We start from the raw sequence: 15,263 nt of genomic DNA, 5'->3' as shown, positions 1-15,263 counted from the left end.
GCGGAACTCAGTCGCGGAGAGCCGCTCCGAATCGCTCTGCGGCGACGGCGACGCCCGCGAGCTTCGCCTCGCTGGCTTCGGCCGCCGTGAGGGTTCGATCATCGGCGCGGAAACGCAGGGCGAAGCTCAGGCTCTTCGAACCGGCAGCAACGCCCTCGCCGCGATAGTCGTCGACCAGACGCACCGATTCGAGGAGCGCGCCCGCGCCCTCGGCGAGTGCCGCTTCGACATCCGCCGCCGGCACGTCCGCCGGCACCGCGAGCGAGACGTCCTGCGTCGCGGCGGGGAAGGTCGAGAGCGATGCGGCCACGATGCGCTCCCCCGCGAGCGAGAGCACGAGATCGAGGTCGAGCTCGAGCACCGTCGCCCGTCCGGGGAGATCCGCATCCGCCGTGACGTTCGGGTGGAGTTCGCCGACGTAGCCGACGATCTGGCCCGCGACGCGCAGCTCGCCGGTGCGACCCGGGTGGAGTGCGGCGCGCGTGCTCTGCACGACGTCGATCTCGACGCCCGCGGCGGTCGCGATCACGCGGACGGCGTCGAGAGCATCCGACAGCCCGGCCGCTTCGGCGGGACGCCCCGGCTGCCGCGAGATCGCGTTACCGGTGAGGAGCACCGCGAGGAAGCGGTTCTGCGGCGGGATCGAGGCGTTCAGCTCGGCGAGGGTCTCATCCGACGGGCGCTCACCCAACGGCGGGACATCGTCGGTGCCGTAGGTCGCCCCCGCTTCGGGCAGGAACACCACGCCCGTGTCGAAGATCGCGAGGTCGGTGAGTCCGCGCGAGATGTTGCGGTGCGCGGTCTGGAGCAGTCCCGGCACCAGCGAGCGCCGCAGGAACGGTACCTGGCCGTCGAGCGGGTTCGCCAGGCGGATGCTGGGGAGGTGCTCCCCCGTCGCCGAACCGTGGAGATCGTTCTGCGCCTCGGTGGTGAACGGGAAGGCCGGCGTCTCGACGAAACCGGAGGCCGCGAGGGCGTTCGCCACGCGGCGGCGGCCCTGCTGATGTGCGGTGAGGCCGCGACCGGACGGCGGCGTGGGCAGCACCGAGGGGATGCGGTCGAGACCGTGGATGCGGGCGACCTCCTCGGCGAGCGTCCACTTGTCGGTCAGATCGGGGCGCCAGGTCGGAGGGATGACGGTCCATCCGTCGTCGGCGGCGGTGACCTCTGCGCCGATCGTGGTCAGGGCGCCGGTGATCTCGGCCTCGGTGTAGTCGACGCCGATCAGGCTCTCGACGAACCCGGCGGGCAGGTCGATCTCGCCGACGAAGACCTCGGCGAAGAGCGCGCCGCCCTCGTCGGTGAGCGTGCCGCCGGCCAGCTCGACCATCAGGTCGGCCGCACGGCGGGCCGCCACGAACGGGATGAGGGGGTCGACGCCGCGCTCGAAGCGCTTGGACGCCTCGCTGGGCAGCTTGTGCCGGCGGGCCGTGCGCGCGATCGTGGTGGGATCGAACGACGCCGCCTCGATGAGGACGTCGGTCGTCGTGTCGCTCATCTCGGTCGTGCCGCCGCCCATGACGCCGGCGAGACCGATCGGCCCGGATTCGTCGGTGATGAGCAGATCCTCGGCGTGGAGCGTGCGCTCCTGGCCGTCGAGGGTCGTCATCTTCTCGCCGGCCTGCGCACGACGCACCGTGATGCCGCCCGTGAGCTTGTCGAGATCGTAACCGTGCAGCGGCTGGCCGAGCTCGAGCATGACGTAGTTCGTGATGTCGATCAGCACGCCGAGCGAGCGCATGCCGGCGAGCGAGAGCCGCGCGATCATCCACGGCGGCGTGGGGCGCGACGGGTCGACTCCGCGAACGACGCGGGTCACGAACTCGCTGGCGCCGACACGGCCGCGCACGGGTGCCTGGTCGTCGACGATCGCGACGTGCCCGGTGCCCGGCTGCAGCTCGGCGAAGTCCCGCTCGGCCGGGTCGCGGAACTCCGCACCGGTCGCGTGCGAGTACTCACGGGCCACGCCGCGCAGCGAGAACGCGTACCCGCGATCGGGCGTGACGTTGATCTCGACCGCGACGTCGTCGAGCCCGAGGAGGGCGATCGCATCGGCGCCGACGGGCGCATCGATCCCGAGGTCGGACAGTACGAGGATGCCGTTGTGCTCGTCACCGAGCCCGAGCTCCCGCGCCGAGGCGATCATGCCGTCCGACACGTGGCCGTATGTCTTGCGGGCCGCGATCGGGAACGGGCCGGGAAGCACGGCGCCCGGAAGAGTGACGATCACCTTGTCGCCGGCGACGAAGTTGTGGGCACCGCAGACGATGCCGCGCACGCCCCCGTTCGCCTCGCCGACATCGACCTGGCACCAATTGATGGTCTTGCCGTTGGACTGCGGTTCACCCTCGAGCGAGACGACCTGTCCGACGACGACGGGACCCGTGATGTCGAAACGGTGCACGTCCTCCTCTTCGAAGCCGACGGTCACCAGCGCCGCGAGGACGTCCTCCGGCGACGCATCCGCCGCCACATCGACGTACTCACGCAACCACGAAAGCGGGACGCGCATCACACCACCATCCCGTACTGCTCGCTGAATCGGACATCGCCCTCGGCCATGTCGCGCATGTCCTGCACATCGCTGCGGAACATGAGTCCCCGCTCGATGCCCATGCCGAACGCGAAGCCGCTGTACACCTCGGGGTCGATCCCGGCCGCGCGCAGCACGTTCGGGTTGACCATGCCGCAACCGCCCCACTCGATCCAGCGCGCGCCGCCCTTGAAGGTCGGGTGCCACAGGTCGAGCTCGGCGGAGGGCTCGGTGAAGGGGAAGTAGTTGGTGCGGAAGCGCATCTTGGCCTCGGGGCCGAACAGCTGCTTCGCGAAGTGGTCGAGCGTGCCCTTGAGGTGCGCCATCGTGATGCCCTTGTCGATGACGAGACCCTCGAACTGAGTGAACACCGGCAGGTGCGTCGCATCGAACTCGTCGGTGCGGTACACCCGGCCCGGGCAGAGCACGTAGATCGGAACTTCGCGGTCGAGCATCGAGCGCACCTGCACGGGGCTCGTGTGCGTGCGCATGACGAGGTGTCGTGAAGTCGGGTCGACGTAGAAGGTGTCCTGCTCCTGGCGGGCGGGGTGGTCGACGTCGAAGTTGAGGGCGTCGAAGTTGAACCACTCGTGCTCGAGCTCGGGGCCCTCCGCGATCTCCCATCCCATGCCGACGAAGATGTCGCAGACCTGGTCCTGGAGCAGGGAGAGCGGATGCCGCGCACCCACGCGCGTGCGTGACGGCACCGCCGTGATGTCGATCCGCTCGGCCTCGAGGCGCGCGGCGACCTCGGCGGCGGCGAGCTCGGCTTCCTTCGCGGCGAGCGCCTGGGTCACCTGACCGCGGCCCTGGCCGACGAGCTTGCCGAACGCGGCCTTGTTCTCGGGGGCGACCTGACGCATCGAGGCGTTCAGGACGGCGAGAGGCGAACCGTCGGCGACATGGGCGGCTCGCGCCGCCTTCAGCTCGGCGGTGTCGGCTGCGGAGCCGATCGCGTCGAGCGCCGCGGCGACCGCCGCTTCGACTGCTTCTGGGGTGATCTCTGGAGACTCAGACACGAGAAACGAGTCTACCGGCGCGGGGCGGGGCGATCAGACGATCGCTGCGCCTGATGCCCCACTCCACCTCATGCCCCGGAGGCTGCGTTCCCGCCGGTGCCGGTGCCCCCACGCTGCAGCGTGATCAGCTCGGTGTTCGTCTCGCCGGCGTGCTGGCGCGGATCCGGCGCCGCGTCCGCGCCCTTGGGCGAACGCTTGGTGCGACGCTGCAGGCGGAATGCGATGTAGGAGAGGACCAGGCAGACAGCGACGTACATCGATCCACCGACGATCGCCGCCGGGATGAGCGGAGAGCCGTAGGGTGCCTGGTTGCCGATCTGATTGATGACGTACAGCAGCTCCTGGTACGTGATGATGAAACCGAGAGCCGTGTCCTTCAGGGCCACGACGAGCTGAGCGATGATCACGGGCATCATGGCGCGGACGGCCTGCGGCAGGAGGATGAACCACATCACCCCGCTCTTGCGGAGTCCGATCGCGTAGCCTGCCTCGGCCTGGCCGCGCGGCAGCGATTCGACACCCGCGCGCAGGACCTCGGCGAGCACCGAGCCGTTGTAGACGATGAGCGCGATCACGACCGCGAAGTAGGGCGACATCTTGATGCCGACGACGGGGAGTCCGTAGTACAGCAGCATCATGAGCACGAGCACGGGCACGGCCCGGAGCACTTCGATGACCCACCGGACGGGTTCCCGGACCCATGCGTGGTCGGAGAGACGCCCGATACCCAGCACGAAGCCGAGGACGAGTGAGCCGACGCCGGCGGCGGCGAAGGCGGCCAGCGTGCTGAGCAAGCCCTCGCCGAAGCGGACCCAGACCGCGGAGAACGTGAAGATGTTCCACTTCTCGGCGGTGAACTGCCCGGTGGCGAACAGCCGCCACACGACCCAGCCGAGGACGGCGAGCACCACGAGCACGGTCGCGACTCCGATGAGCCTGTTGCGCGCGATGGCGCGGGGACCGGGGACGTCGAAAAGAACGGAACTCATCGCGAGATCCTCCACTTGTTCTCGAGCACGCGCTGGACCCAGGCGAGCAGCAGCACCAGCACGACGAAGATGACCATGACCCACAGCAGCACGACCAGGGCGCTCTCGCCCCGCTCACTGAGGGCGGCGCGGATCGTACCGAGGTTCACGACGGAGAAACCTGCCGCGACCGTCGTGTTCTTCATGAGGGCGATGAGGACGCTCATCATCGGGGGGACGACGGACCGGGTCGCCTGAGGCAGGACGACATAGCGCATGACCTGACCGAAGTTCAGGCCGATCGCGCGGGCGGCCTCGGCCTGGCCGACCGGCACGGTGTTGATACCCGCGCGCAGGGCCTCAGCGACATAGGTGGCGGTATAGATGCCGAGGGCGATCACCGCGAGCAGCAGTGAGTTGACCCGTTCGCCGAGGAGGATCGGCAGGCAGAATGCGAAGAAGAACATGACCAGGGTCAACGGCGTGTTGCGGATCCAGTTCACGTATACCCCACCGACCGCGCGAGCGATCGGGACCGGGGACACGCGTGCCGCGCCGACGATCAGTCCGAGGACGATCGCGATGAGACCTCCACCCAGGAACAGCGCGATCGTGCCCCACAGCGCTTCCCCCCAGAGATCGAGGTGGTCGGTGATGACTCCCACTGGTGCTCCTGTCGATTCGAATTGACGCGATGCTCTGCCGAGGTGCGGGGCGGCCGATGACCTCGGCCGCCCCGCTCGGATCAGTCGATCGGGTCGACCTCGGGCTGGGTGGCCTTGACGCCGGATGCTCCGAGGTTGTTGTCGAAGATCTGCTCCCAGACATCGGCTCCGTCGGTCAGCTGCGTGTTGAAGTACTCGACGAGTGCCGTGTCGTCCTTCGCGACGCCGATTCCATAGCGCTCCTCGCTGAACGGCTCCCCGACGACCTTGAGGTTCTCGGGGTCCTGAGCCGCGTAGCCGATGAGGATCGCCTCGTCGGTCGTGACCGCGTCGACCTGTCCGTTCTTGAGGTCCTCGACGCACTTGGAGTACGTGTCGTACTCCTTGGTGGGCACGTCGGGGTAGTTGGCGTTGATGTTCTGGATCGGCGTGGAGCCCGTGGCGGAGCACACCGTGGTCGAGGAGTCGAGGTCGTCGACGCTCGCGATGTCGCTGTCGGCGCCGACGAGGAGGCCCTGGCCCGTCACGAAGTACGGACCGGCGAAGGAGATCTGCTCCTTGCGCTTGTCGGTGATCGAGTAGGTGCCGACGTAGTAGTCGATGTCACCGTTGACGATGGCCTGCTCGCGGTTGGCGGAGGCGATCGCCTGGAACTCGATCTTCTCGGGGTCGACCCCGAGCGACGCGGCCATCCAGCGAGCGATGTCGACGTCGAAACCGGTGCGCTCCCCCGTCACGGGGTCGAGGTAACCGAGTCCGGGCTGGTCCTCCTTGACGCCGACCTTGATCTTTCCGCTGGACGAGATCCGGTCGAACGTCGGGCTGCCGTCGAGGCTGACGTCGGTCGCCACCGTCCAGGGCGTGCTGCTCGAGGCGTCGCCGCCTTCGTCGCCGCCACCGGTGCCGGTGCTCGACGGCGTTCCGCTGTTGCAGGCGGTCAGCGCGAGCAGCGCCACCGCCGCGATTCCGATACCTGCCAGTGTCCGTGTGCGTCGCATGTGCGTCTCCTTCGTGTGCTGTGGGTGCAGGGTCTGGGGTGATCAGTGCGTGAGGAGCTTCGAGAGGAAGTCCTTGGCACGATCGCTCTTCGGGTGGGTGAAGAACTCCTCGGGCGTGGCCTCTTCGACGATCCGTCCGTCGGCCATGAACACCACGCGGTCGGCCGCCTTGCGGGCGAAGCCCATCTCGTGGGTGACGACGATCATCGTCATGCCCTCATGAGCGAGCTCGACCATGACGTCGAGCACCTCGTTGATCATCTCGGGGTCGAGTGCGCTGGTCGGCTCGTCGAAGAGCATGACCTTCGGGTGCATCGCCAGTGCGCGGGCGATCGCGACGCGCTGCTGCTGCCCACCCGAGAGCTGGGCCGGAAGCTTGGATGCCTGCTTGGCGACGCCGACGCGCTCGAGCAGCTCCATGGCCTCCCGCTCGGCGTCGGCCTTCTTGAGGCCGCGCACCTTGATCGGCCCGAGCGTGACGTTCTCGAGGATCGTCAGGTGGGCGAAGAGGTTGAACGACTGGAAGACCATCCCGACGTCGGCGCGGAGCTCGGCGAGACCGCGCCCCTCGGCGGGCAGCGCCTTGCCGTCGATGCTGATCGAACCGCTGGTGATCGTCTCGAGGCGGTTGATGGTGCGGCACAGCGTCGACTTGCCGGATCCGGACGGGCCGATCACGACCACGACCTCGCCGGCGTTCACCGTGAGGTCGATATCGGTCAGAGCCTGGAACTCGCCGTAGTGCTTCTGCACGTTGTCGACCACGACAAGGGGTGTACCGGTGGTCATCTTCTCTCCAAACTCGCCAGGTCGTCGGCAGTGCTCGATCGGGGTTCGGCCCCGGTGGGTTCAGTCTTCGCGCGGCCCGTCCCCACGGGCGTCCGCGTTCATCGTCGAACGGTGCGCGACCGACCTCACGATCCCAGAGCCCTGTGGCGCTGTCAGACTTCTTGAGGATTTCTTGAGGGTCGTAACAAGGGCGTTACGCAGCGCTCCACTGGCGCGGCAGACGCGTCATCCGCGCTGGTCGCGATAGAACTCGACGGCCCCCGGGTGCAGATCCACGGGCACGGTGAAGATCGCCTGACGGCGGCTCAGGAGCGCCGCGGCCGGCACGTCCTCCGCCATCCGCGAGCGCGCGTCGAAGAGCACCGTCAGTACGTCCTTCACCACCGCATCCGGGGTCGCCGACGCGACGATCAGGTAGTTCGGAACGGCCATCGTCGGCACCGAACGCGCGATCCCGTAGACCCCCGCGGGGAAGTCCGACGACCGGTACGCGTCGGAGTACCGCGCGTTGACGGCGTTGACCCAGTCCTGCTCGATCGGCAGCAGTCGCAGCGGCAGCGAGCCCGAGAGGTTCGCGATGCCCGGCGTCGGCAATCCGCCGACCCAGAAGAACCCGTCGATCTCTCCGCTCTCGAGCGCGGCGATCGACTCGCGCAGGTCGAGCTGCGGGTTGCTCACCGTGCCGCCGTCCACCCGGGCCGCATCGAGGATGCGCGTCGCGATCACGTTGACGCCCGATCCGACGGCGCCGAGCGACACCGTCCGCCCGGCGAGATCCGTGATGGCGGCGATGTCGGAATCCGAGCGGACGACGACGTGCACGTACTCGTCGTACAGCCGCGCCGCAGCCTGGATCGGGAGGGGCGCCTCGAAGGCGCCGCGACCGGCGACGGCATCCGCCGCGGCATCGCCCTGGGCGAATCCGAGCAATGCCTCGCCCGAGGCGACCCGGCGCAGGTTGTCGACGGATCCGTCGGTCTCGGTCACCTCGGCCGAAATGCCGAGCGTGGTCGAGAGTTCGTCAGCGAGATGCCCTCCGTAGTCGAAGTAGACCCCCGTCGTGCCTCCGCCGGCGATCACCGTCGTCCCCGCCGACCACTCGGCCGCGCGCGGGCTGCACCCGCTCGTGCCGATGGCGATGACGACAGCGGCGCAGACCACGGCCGCGACACGACTCACCAGCCGCAGCATCCGAATCCGGGTCATTCGAAGCCGCCGTTCTCGAGGACGAGCGAGACCAGGAGCCCGCCGCCCTGCGGGGAGGAGACGACCAATTCTCCGCCGATCGACGCCAGCAGGTCGGTGGCGATCGCCAGGCCCAACCCGGTCCCCGGAGTGTCGTCGCTGTCGGCGCTGCGCCAGAACCTGTCGGTGGCGTACTCGACCTGGTCCCCCGCGAGTCCCGGCCCGTGATCCCGCACGGTCAGACGACGTCGCTCTCCGTCGCTCTCCACCCCCAACTCGATTACGGAGTCGGCGGGCGAGAACTTCACGGCATTGTCGATCACCGCATCCAGGGCGCTCTCGACGATCGTGCGATCGGTCACGCACATGACGATCCCCTCCCCCGTGCGTCGGAAACCGATGCCCCGGGGCCCTGCCACCTCGCGCCACGCATCGCTCCGACGCTCGACCAGCGTCGTGAGGTCGACCGCCGAGAACATCGAATCCGCGCGGCCACTGCGGGCGAGGTTCAGCATGGTCTCGAGGATCCGCGTCATCCGGCGCCCCTCTTCGCGCGTCTCCTCGATGTCTTCCTTCCAGTCGTCGTCGAGGCCCGTCGCCAGATGCTCGACCCGCAGGAGCAGGGCGTTGAGCGGGTTGCGCAGCTCGTGCGAGGCGTTCAACGCGAACTCCTGCTGCCGTGCGAGGCTGCGCTCGATCTCCTCCGCCATGCCGTTGAACACACGCGTCATCCGCCTCAACTCCGGCGGCCCCGTGTCCTCCGCGACGCGCGCATCCATCTCGCCGTGCTCGATCGCCACCATCGCGTCGTCGAGTCGCCGCACCGGCGAGAGCACCCAGCGGGCGAGTTGGAACACCAGCAGCACGCCCAGCGAGATCGAGACGAGAGCGATCCCGATCAGGATCAGCAGTTGCTGCAGGATCGCCGTCCGCGGAGCATCGACCTCCGCCGAGATCATGACCGCACCGATCACGTCGCCGTCGTCGAACACCGGCTCGACCATCGTGGCGTCCGAGATGATCCAGGGGAAGAAGGCCTCCGGCGCCTCCGCGCGGCGGCCGGAGAGCGCGAGTCGCACCTGCTCCGCCTCGTCCTCGGAGAGCACTCCCGGGTCCGACTCGCTCGCCGCCCAGACGGATCCGGTGAGGTCGTAGACGGCGACCTCGATCCCGTAGACCTGCTCGAACCTGCGCGCCTCCCCCTCGAACGCACCGGCGGCGTCCGAACGGAGTGCCTGCCGTGCCGTCGTCGCGAAGTACGCGAGATCACCGATCTGCTCGGTGTACACGGCCTGCTGGATGCTGCGCGCGGCGCTCCATCCGGTGGCACCGCCGAGGGACAGCAGGATGGCGACCAGGGGCACCAGGAAGACGATGACGAGCCGCTTGCGCACCGCTCACGACCCCACGAGTCGGTACCCCACGCCCCGCACCGTCTCGATGACCCGGTGCGAGCCCGTCTTCTTGCGGATGGCCCCGACGTGCACCTCGAGCGAGTGCCCGAAGCCACGCCAATCGGTGTTCCAGACCTCGCGGATGAGTCGATCCTTCGGTACAGCCACCCCGGGGTAGCGCGCGAGCACCGCGACGATGTCGAACTCCTTGGGCGTGAGATCCACCGTCTCGTCGTCGACGCGGAGCTGCCGCGCCACGAGGTCGATCACGACCGCGCCGCCGTGGATCGTCACCACGCCGTCCGATTCGGGACGGATGGCGCGCGAGCGCCGTGTCACCGCCTCGATCCGGGCGAGGAGTTCGTGGACGTCGTAGGGCTTCACCACGAAGTCGTCGGCGCCGGCGCGGAGCCCCTTGATGCGCTCGGTGACCTGGCTGCGCGCCGTCACGACGACGATCGGCACATCGGACCGACCTCGGATGCGTCGGCACAGATCGATGCCGTCGACATCGGGCAGACCGAGATCGAGCAGCACCACCTCGGTGTCGGCACCGAGGAGATCCATGGCCGCTGCGCCGTCGGACGCGCGCACGGTCGCGTACCCCGAACGGGCGAGGAAGGCGTCGAGCGCCGAGGCGACGCGATCGTCGTCCTCCACGATCAGTATCCGCATGCGCTCCCCTCCTCTCCCCGTCGGCGGCGACGGACGGGCAGGAGCAAAAGTATCAGCCGCCCGTCGCGGCGCGCTGCGCGAACGCGCTCTCGTACAGGCAGACGCTCGCGGCGGTCGCGAGGTTCAGGGACTCCGCCTTGCCGAAGATCGGCAGACGCAGCACGCGGTCGGCGAGTTCCAGCGCGTCGTCCTCCAGTCCGCGCGCCTCGTTGCCGAACAACCATCCGGTCGGCTCGGCGAGCACGCCCTCGGCGCGCGCCGAGAGGAGGTCGTCGCCCTTCACATCCGCGGCGAGGATGCGCAGGCCCGCCTCGTGCGCGCGGGTGATGACGTCGTCGAGTTCGCCTCCGACGGAGACCGGGAGGTGGAACAGGGATCCGGTCGTCGCGCGCACGACCTTGGGGTTGTAGGGATCGACCGTGCGTCCGGTGAGGACGACCGCGTCGGCACCGGCGGCGTCAGCGGCGCGGATGATCGTGCCGAGGTTGCCGGGATCGCGGATCTCCTGGCAGATCGCGACGAGGCGGGGGGATGCCGCGAACACGTCGCGGACCGACGTCGGCGTCTGACGTACGACGGCGACGAGTCCCTGCGGGGTGACCGTGTCGGCCATCGCGTTGAGGACGTACTCCGTGACGTGCTCGACATCGATGCCGGCATACGAGGCCTGGGCGCGGATGTCGGGATGCCTCTCCCAGCCGGCGGGTGTGGCGAAGAGTTCGACGATCGCGTCGGGACGGTAGGTCAGGGCCTCTCGAACGGCCTGCGGGCCCTCGAGGAGGAACAATCCGGTCTCGGTGCGCGCACTTCGCTTCGTCAGCTTGGCGACGGCTCGGACTCGGGGGGAGCGGGGGTTCTCCAGCACGATCACAGTCTAGGGAACACCACCCCCGTGCCGAGCATTGACGACGGCACCATTCCAGGTTCGCTCGATAGGGTGCGGAGGTGGCAACCGGCAGCGCATCGTCCCCGCGGGCGTCGCGTCGTCGAAGGATCGGCTCGGTCATCGCGGCGGCGGTCGTCGTCTGCGCCGGTCTTCTCGTCCACGGCCTCGCCGACGGTCCCGCCGGCGACATCGCCGGGGATGCGCTCTACGCCGTGATGATCTACGCGCTCATCGCCTGCGCGCTCCCCCGAGCGCGGTCCATCGCGATCGCGGCAGCGGCGACTCTCGTCTGCGCGGCGGTCGAGTTCACCCAGCTCACCGGCATCCCGCTCGCCCTGGCGGAGGTACTCCCGCCCGCGCGCCTGGTGCTGGGAGCCGGTTTCGATCCCCGGGATCTGGTCGTCTACTTCTGCGCCGTCATGGCCGCCCTGGCGATCGACCTGGCCGCCCGCTCCGTGCTCGAGGTACGCCCGGACAAAGCAGAAGGCGCCCTCCCGGAGGAGAGCGCCTTCTGAAGAGATCGCTGCTTACGCGACCGACTTCGGAGCGTTGACGTCGGAAGGCAGAGCCTTCTTGGCCGTCTCGACGAGCGTCGTGAACGTCGCCGCGTCGTTGACCGCGAGGTCGGCGAGCATGCGACGGTCGACCGTCACACCCGCGAGGCCGAGGCCCTGGATGAAGCGGTTGTACGTGATGCCGTTCTGGCGTGCCGCAGCGTTGATGCGCTGGATCCAGAGGCGACGGAAGTCACCCTTGCGCTTGCGACGGTCCCGGTACGAGTAGACCAGGGAGTGGATGACCTGCTCCTTGGCCTTCCGGTAGAGGCGCGAACGCTGGCCACGGTAACCGGAGGCGCGCTCGAGAATGACCCGGCGCTTCTTGTGAGCGTTTACCGCCCGCTTGACTCTTGCCATTTTCCTGTATTCCTATCGTGCGTTCGGCGCGTCAGCGACCGAGAAGCTTGTTCGCGACCTTGGCGTCTGCCTTCGACAGAACCTGGTCCTGGTTGAGGCGACGGGTGCGACGGCTCGACTTGTGCTCGAGGTTGTGACGCATGCCAGCCTGCTGCTTCTTCAGCTTTCCGCTGCCGGTGATCTTGAAGCGCTTCTTCGCACCCGAATGGGTCTTCTGCTTCGGCATCTTCTCTTCCTTCGTATGGCGCCTTCTCAGGCGACGGTGTCAACCCGCGGTGCGGGAGTATGTGGCGCGGATGTCACTCCGCGGCGGCTTCGGCCGGAGCCTCGGCCTTCGCCTCGCGAGCAGCCTGCTTGTTGGCGGCGCGCTGCGCGTCGCGAACGGCGTTCTGCTCCTGCTTGGCCTCGGACTTGCTCTTCAGCGGAGCCACGACCATGACCATGTTGCGACCGTCGATCGTCGGGTTCGACTCGACGGTTCCGAGCTCCGCGACGTCCTCGGCGAACTTGCGCAGCAGACGCACACCCTGCTCGGGGCGCGACTGCTCACGACCGCGGAACAGGATCATGGCCTTGACCTTGTCGCCGGCCTTCAGGAAGCCCTCGGCACGCTTGAGCTTGGTCGTGTAGTCGTGCGCCTCGATCTTCAGGCGGAAGCGGACCTCCTTGAGAACGGTGTTCGCCTGGTTGCGGCGAGCTTCCTTCTCCTTCTGGGCGGCTTCGTACTTGAACTTGCCGTAGTCCATGATCTTGACCACGGGCGGCTTCGAGTTGGGTGCGACCTCGACGAGGTCGAGGTCGGCTTCCTGCGCAAGGCGCAACGCCGCCTCGATGCGGACGACGCCGATCTGCTCACCCGCGGGACCGACGAGGCGGACCTCGGGGACGCGGATGCGCTCATTGGTGCGGGGATCGCTGATGCGGAACTCCTTAGACGATGGGATTCGGCCACCGGGATGCTGTCGGCATTCCGGGCGAAATCAGAATCGTCCCCCACCCACCGGCATTCAGACGCCGGCTTCGCACCCTGACGACCGCCCCGCTCTGGGAGCGGATCCGGTGGAGTGCAAGACCCGGTAGCCTGGAACGGCAAGCGCGGGTGGGAAGTGAATCCTCTTTCGTGCCGGAGCATGACGCTCCGGAGCCCGACAAAGTCTAACAGAAGGCAAGGCGAAGTGACGAACCAGGCATCCAACGAGGCTGACCGCGAGCGCGAAGAGCGCTGGGCACGGCAGGAGGAGGCCGCGTCGTCCGCGACGCGCGACATCGCCGACGTCCCCGCCGTCGAGGTCATCACGACCGCCGCGGTCCACCTCATGAGCGCCGCAGCGGTGAAGCTCGGACTCGCCGACGACCCGAACGCGCAGGATCAACTCGACCTCGACGAGGCGCGCAAGCTCATCAACTCCCTCGCCGGCCTCATCACGGCCGGAGCACCCGAGATCAGCGACATGCACGCGCGCTCCCTGCGCGACGGACTGCGCTCGCTCCAGCTCGCGTTCCGCGAGGCATCCGTCATCCCCGACCCGATCGGCAAGGGACCCGGCGAGAAGTGGACCGGGCCGGTCAACTAGTTCCTTAGGAGCGAGCGCAGCGACGCCGGTCGGAACAGTGCGACCTTGAGAAAACAGCTACCGAGGTCAGGCGCTGCGGCGGAGCTTCACGGTGAGGGAGTCCGCGAGGACGGCGATGCGATCGTCGGATGCCCAGCGTTGAGCGAGGCGCGCCAGGACCGCGTCGAGGACCTCGCGTTCGAGACCGTCGACCAGTTCGAGGATCACGATCAGTTCGGGCCCTCGCAGACGAGCATCCGGGTCCCCCGCGGCCACGGCCACATCGATCACCGCGAGCTCCTGCGCGACGCTCGCCTGCAGAGCGGCGAACACCTCGGGCGAGAGGAAGCTCGGCTCCCAGGCGTGCCCCTGCGCGATCGACCACACCGCCGGGCGCCGGATCACGAACTCGGTCTCCGACGTCGGATCGAGCACGATCAGATCGGTGTCGTCGGCCGACGCGGCGAGTGCGGCGCGAACGGCCTCAACGGGAATGGGGCGTGCCGAGGCATCCCACCGCTGCATCGCCTCGACCGAGGAGAAGACGGGCTGCACGCGGCGACCGTCGGGGGCGGCGACCGTGACGATCGAGAGCTCCTGCGTCTTGTCGACGGCGAGCCCGCTCGGGGCGACGCCCTCCTCGCCCTTCTCTGCGACGAGAGGGATGAGCACGCGCGCATGACGGAAGGCGTCCACGACGTCCACCTGGCTGCCGGAGCCCGCGCGGAAGTTCACCAGTGCCGCGAGCAGCGCGGGATCTGCGGAGCCGTCATCGGCGGCGTGCTGATTCGCCTCGAAGCTGCGCCCCTCCCACGGCACGCCGGCGGAGTCGCCACGGTTCGCGGGCATGTCGTGCCCGCGGGGTCCGTGATCGTGCGAGCCGTGCGATGCGTGACCGCAGGAGTCGTCAGTCGCCGGCGACATCCAGCGCCTCAGCCAGGGTGAACGCCCCGGCGTACAGAGCCTTGCCGACGATCGCGCCCTCGACACCGAGCGGCACCAGTTCGCGCAGCGCGGCGATGTCGTCGAGGCTCGAGATGCCGCCCGACGCGACGACGGGCTTCGGCGTACGGGCGGTGACCTCGCGCAGGAGCTCGAGGTTCGGCCCGCGCAGCGTGCCGTCCTTGGTCACGTCGGTCAGGACGTAGCGGCTGCAGCCGGCGTCCTCCAGACGGTCGAGCACCTCCCAGAGGTCGCCGCCCTCCTTCGTCCAGCCCCGCGCGGCGAGAGTCGTGCCGCGGACGTCCAGACCGACGGCGATGGCCTCGCCGTAACGGCCAATCACGTCGGCCGCCCACTCCGGGTTCTCCAGCGCCGCAGTACCGAGGTTGATCCGGGTCGCGCCGCTCTCGAGCGCCGCCTCGAGCGTCGCATCGTCGCGGATGCCGCCGGAGAGCTCGATGTTCACGCCTCGGTACTGCTTGATCACCTTGCGCAGGATCGGTGCGTTGCTCCCGCGTCCGAAAGCCGCGTCGAGGTCGACAAGGTGGATCCACTGGGCACCCTGCGACACCCATTCGCCGGCGGCATCCAACGGGTCGCCGTAGCTGGTCTCCGTGCCGGCCTCGCCCTGCGTGAGGCGCACGGCCTTACCGCCGGCGACATCGACCGCGGGGAGCAGCGTGAGGGAGGGAGACTGTGCGAAGTCGTTCATGACGTCCTTGGTGTGGGGGCTCGGCGCCCG

The 15,263-nt window shown here is 68.7% G+C and carries 17 protein-coding genes; 2 read left to right on the top strand and 15 right to left on the bottom strand.

All coding sequences use genetic code 11. The features are described from left to right. Positions 1-7: 7 nt before the first annotated feature. The 10 genes from pheT to ACFY9N_RS13430 all read right to left on the bottom strand — a co-directional run bounded on the left by pheT (position 8) and on the right by ACFY9N_RS13430 (position 11,091). Positions 8-2,512, bottom strand: a complete 2,505-nt coding sequence (pheT, locus tag ACFY9N_RS13475) for a phenylalanine--tRNA ligase subunit beta (RefSeq protein ID WP_391479213.1) — start codon at positions 2,510-2,512, stop codon at positions 8-10. Beyond that, positions 2,512-3,552, bottom strand: coding sequence for a phenylalanine--tRNA ligase subunit alpha (gene pheS / locus ACFY9N_RS13470; RefSeq protein ID WP_391479212.1), 1,041 nt, complete (start codon positions 3,550-3,552; stop codon positions 2,512-2,514). Before pheS ends, pheT begins: the two co-directional genes overlap by 1 nt. 68 nt (positions 3,553-3,620) lie before the next feature. After that, the gene (locus ACFY9N_RS13465; RefSeq protein ID WP_391479210.1) at positions 3,621-4,541 is read right to left on the bottom strand and encodes an amino acid ABC transporter permease; all 921 of its coding nucleotides are present in this window, start codon (positions 4,539-4,541) and stop codon (positions 3,621-3,623) included. Then, positions 4,538-5,185 carry an amino acid ABC transporter permease gene (locus tag ACFY9N_RS13460; protein ID WP_391479209.1) on the bottom strand — a complete coding sequence of 216 codons (648 nt, stop codon included), beginning with the start codon at positions 5,183-5,185 and terminating at the stop codon, positions 4,538-4,540. Before ACFY9N_RS13460 ends, ACFY9N_RS13465 begins: the two co-directional genes overlap by 4 nt. A gap of 80 nt (positions 5,186-5,265) precedes the next feature. Continuing rightward, positions 5,266-6,183: a glutamate ABC transporter substrate-binding protein gene (locus tag ACFY9N_RS13455; RefSeq protein ID WP_391479208.1), complete on the bottom strand. Its 918-nt coding sequence runs from the start codon at positions 6,181-6,183 to the stop codon at positions 5,266-5,268. 42 nt (positions 6,184-6,225) lie between these two features. Further along, positions 6,226-6,972 (bottom strand): amino acid ABC transporter ATP-binding protein, encoded by a 747-nt coding sequence (locus ACFY9N_RS13450; RefSeq protein ID WP_391479207.1) that lies wholly within the window; start codon positions 6,970-6,972, stop codon positions 6,226-6,228. Between the two features lie 225 nt (positions 6,973-7,197). Beyond that, positions 7,198-8,151 carry a TAXI family TRAP transporter solute-binding subunit gene (locus tag ACFY9N_RS13445; protein WP_391479206.1) on the bottom strand — a complete coding sequence of 318 codons (954 nt, stop codon included), beginning with the start codon at positions 8,149-8,151 and terminating at the stop codon, positions 7,198-7,200. A 23-nt stretch (positions 8,152-8,174) separates the two neighbouring features. After that, positions 8,175-9,551, bottom strand: a complete 1,377-nt coding sequence (locus ACFY9N_RS13440; protein WP_391479205.1) for a sensor histidine kinase — start codon at positions 9,549-9,551, stop codon at positions 8,175-8,177. A gap of 3 nt (positions 9,552-9,554) precedes the next feature. Next, on the bottom strand, positions 9,555-10,226 hold the full coding sequence (locus ACFY9N_RS13435) for a response regulator transcription factor (RefSeq protein ID WP_391479204.1): 672 nt from the start codon (positions 10,224-10,226) through the stop codon (positions 9,555-9,557). Positions 10,227-10,278: 52 nt separating this feature from the next. Continuing rightward, positions 10,279-11,091, bottom strand: a complete 813-nt coding sequence (locus tag ACFY9N_RS13430; RefSeq protein ID WP_391479203.1) for a TrmH family RNA methyltransferase — start codon at positions 11,089-11,091, stop codon at positions 10,279-10,281. A gap of 80 nt (positions 11,092-11,171) precedes the next feature. On the opposite strand from ACFY9N_RS13430, the gene ACFY9N_RS13425 reads away from it, so the two are divergent. Then, entirely contained in the window at positions 11,172-11,627 is a 456-nt protein-coding gene (locus ACFY9N_RS13425; RefSeq protein ID WP_391479201.1) for a DUF2809 domain-containing protein, read from the top strand. A 12-nt stretch (positions 11,628-11,639) separates the two neighbouring features. On the opposite strand, the gene rplT is transcribed toward ACFY9N_RS13425, so the two are convergent. The 3 genes from rplT to infC form a co-directional block, all read right to left on the bottom strand. Further along, positions 11,640-12,026, bottom strand: coding sequence for a 50S ribosomal protein L20 (gene rplT, locus ACFY9N_RS13420; RefSeq protein ID WP_391479200.1), 387 nt, complete (start codon positions 12,024-12,026; stop codon positions 11,640-11,642). 31 nt (positions 12,027-12,057) lie between these two features. Further along, positions 12,058-12,252 (bottom strand): 50S ribosomal protein L35, encoded by a 195-nt coding sequence (gene rpmI / locus ACFY9N_RS13415; RefSeq protein ID WP_247625340.1) that lies wholly within the window; start codon positions 12,250-12,252, stop codon positions 12,058-12,060. 73 nt (positions 12,253-12,325) lie between these two features. After that, a complete protein-coding gene (gene infC, locus ACFY9N_RS13410) occupies positions 12,326-12,970 on the bottom strand; it encodes a translation initiation factor IF-3 (protein WP_308194271.1) in 645 nt (214 codons plus the stop codon). A gap of 231 nt (positions 12,971-13,201) precedes the next feature. Between infC and ACFY9N_RS13405 the strand changes: the two genes are divergently transcribed. Then, a complete protein-coding gene (locus tag ACFY9N_RS13405; protein WP_247956537.1) occupies positions 13,202-13,600 on the top strand; it encodes a DUF1844 domain-containing protein in 399 nt (132 codons plus the stop codon). A 66-nt stretch (positions 13,601-13,666) separates the two neighbouring features. Here the strand turns inward: ACFY9N_RS13405 and ACFY9N_RS13400 are convergent, their stop codons facing one another. Both ACFY9N_RS13400 and priA read right to left on the bottom strand, forming a co-directional pair. Continuing rightward, on the bottom strand, positions 13,667-14,503 hold the full coding sequence (locus tag ACFY9N_RS13400; RefSeq protein ID WP_391479198.1) for an SseB family protein: 837 nt from the start codon (positions 14,501-14,503) through the stop codon (positions 13,667-13,669). Then, positions 14,487-15,233, bottom strand: coding sequence for a bifunctional 1-(5-phosphoribosyl)-5-((5-phosphoribosylamino)methylideneamino)imidazole-4-carboxamide isomerase/phosphoribosylanthranilate isomerase PriA (priA, locus tag ACFY9N_RS13395; protein WP_247634394.1), 747 nt, complete (start codon positions 15,231-15,233; stop codon positions 14,487-14,489). The genes ACFY9N_RS13400 and priA overlap by 17 nt, the downstream gene beginning before the upstream one ends. Positions 15,234-15,263 lie beyond the last annotated feature (30 nt).

Source organism: Microbacterium sp. NPDC008134 (genome assembly GCF_042957055.1).
Lineage (GTDB): Bacteria > Actinomycetota > Actinomycetes > Actinomycetales > Microbacteriaceae > Microbacterium.
This window is presented reverse-complemented; position numbering and strand designations above follow the sequence as displayed.

Bases quoted from the DNA above. Each gene is read 5' to 3' on its own strand.
- pheT (WP_391479213.1), bottom strand. From the start codon at position 2,512: ATGCGCGTCCCGCTTTCGTGGTTGCGTGAGTACGTCGATGTGGCGGCG.
- ACFY9N_RS13465 (WP_391479210.1), bottom strand. From the start codon at position 4,541: ATGAGTTCCGTTCTTTTCGACGTCCCCGGTCCCCGCGCCATCGCGCGC.
- ACFY9N_RS13455 (WP_391479208.1), bottom strand. From the start codon at position 6,183: ATGCGACGCACACGGACACTGGCAGGTATCGGAATCGCGGCGGTGGCG.
- ACFY9N_RS13450 (WP_391479207.1), bottom strand. From the start codon at position 6,972: ATGACCACCGGTACACCCCTTGTCGTGGTCGACAACGTGCAGAAGCAC.
- ACFY9N_RS13435 (WP_391479204.1), bottom strand. From the start codon at position 10,226: ATGCGGATACTGATCGTGGAGGACGACGATCGCGTCGCCTCGGCGCTC.
- rplT (WP_391479200.1), bottom strand. From the start codon at position 12,026: ATGGCAAGAGTCAAGCGGGCGGTAAACGCTCACAAGAAGCGCCGGGTC.
- rpmI (WP_247625340.1), bottom strand. From the start codon at position 12,252: ATGCCGAAGCAGAAGACCCATTCGGGTGCGAAGAAGCGCTTCAAGATC.
- ACFY9N_RS13400 (WP_391479198.1), bottom strand. From the start codon at position 14,503: ATGTCGCCGGCGACTGACGACTCCTGCGGTCACGCATCGCACGGCTCG.
- priA (WP_247634394.1), bottom strand. From the start codon at position 15,233: ATGAACGACTTCGCACAGTCTCCCTCCCTCACGCTGCTCCCCGCGGTC.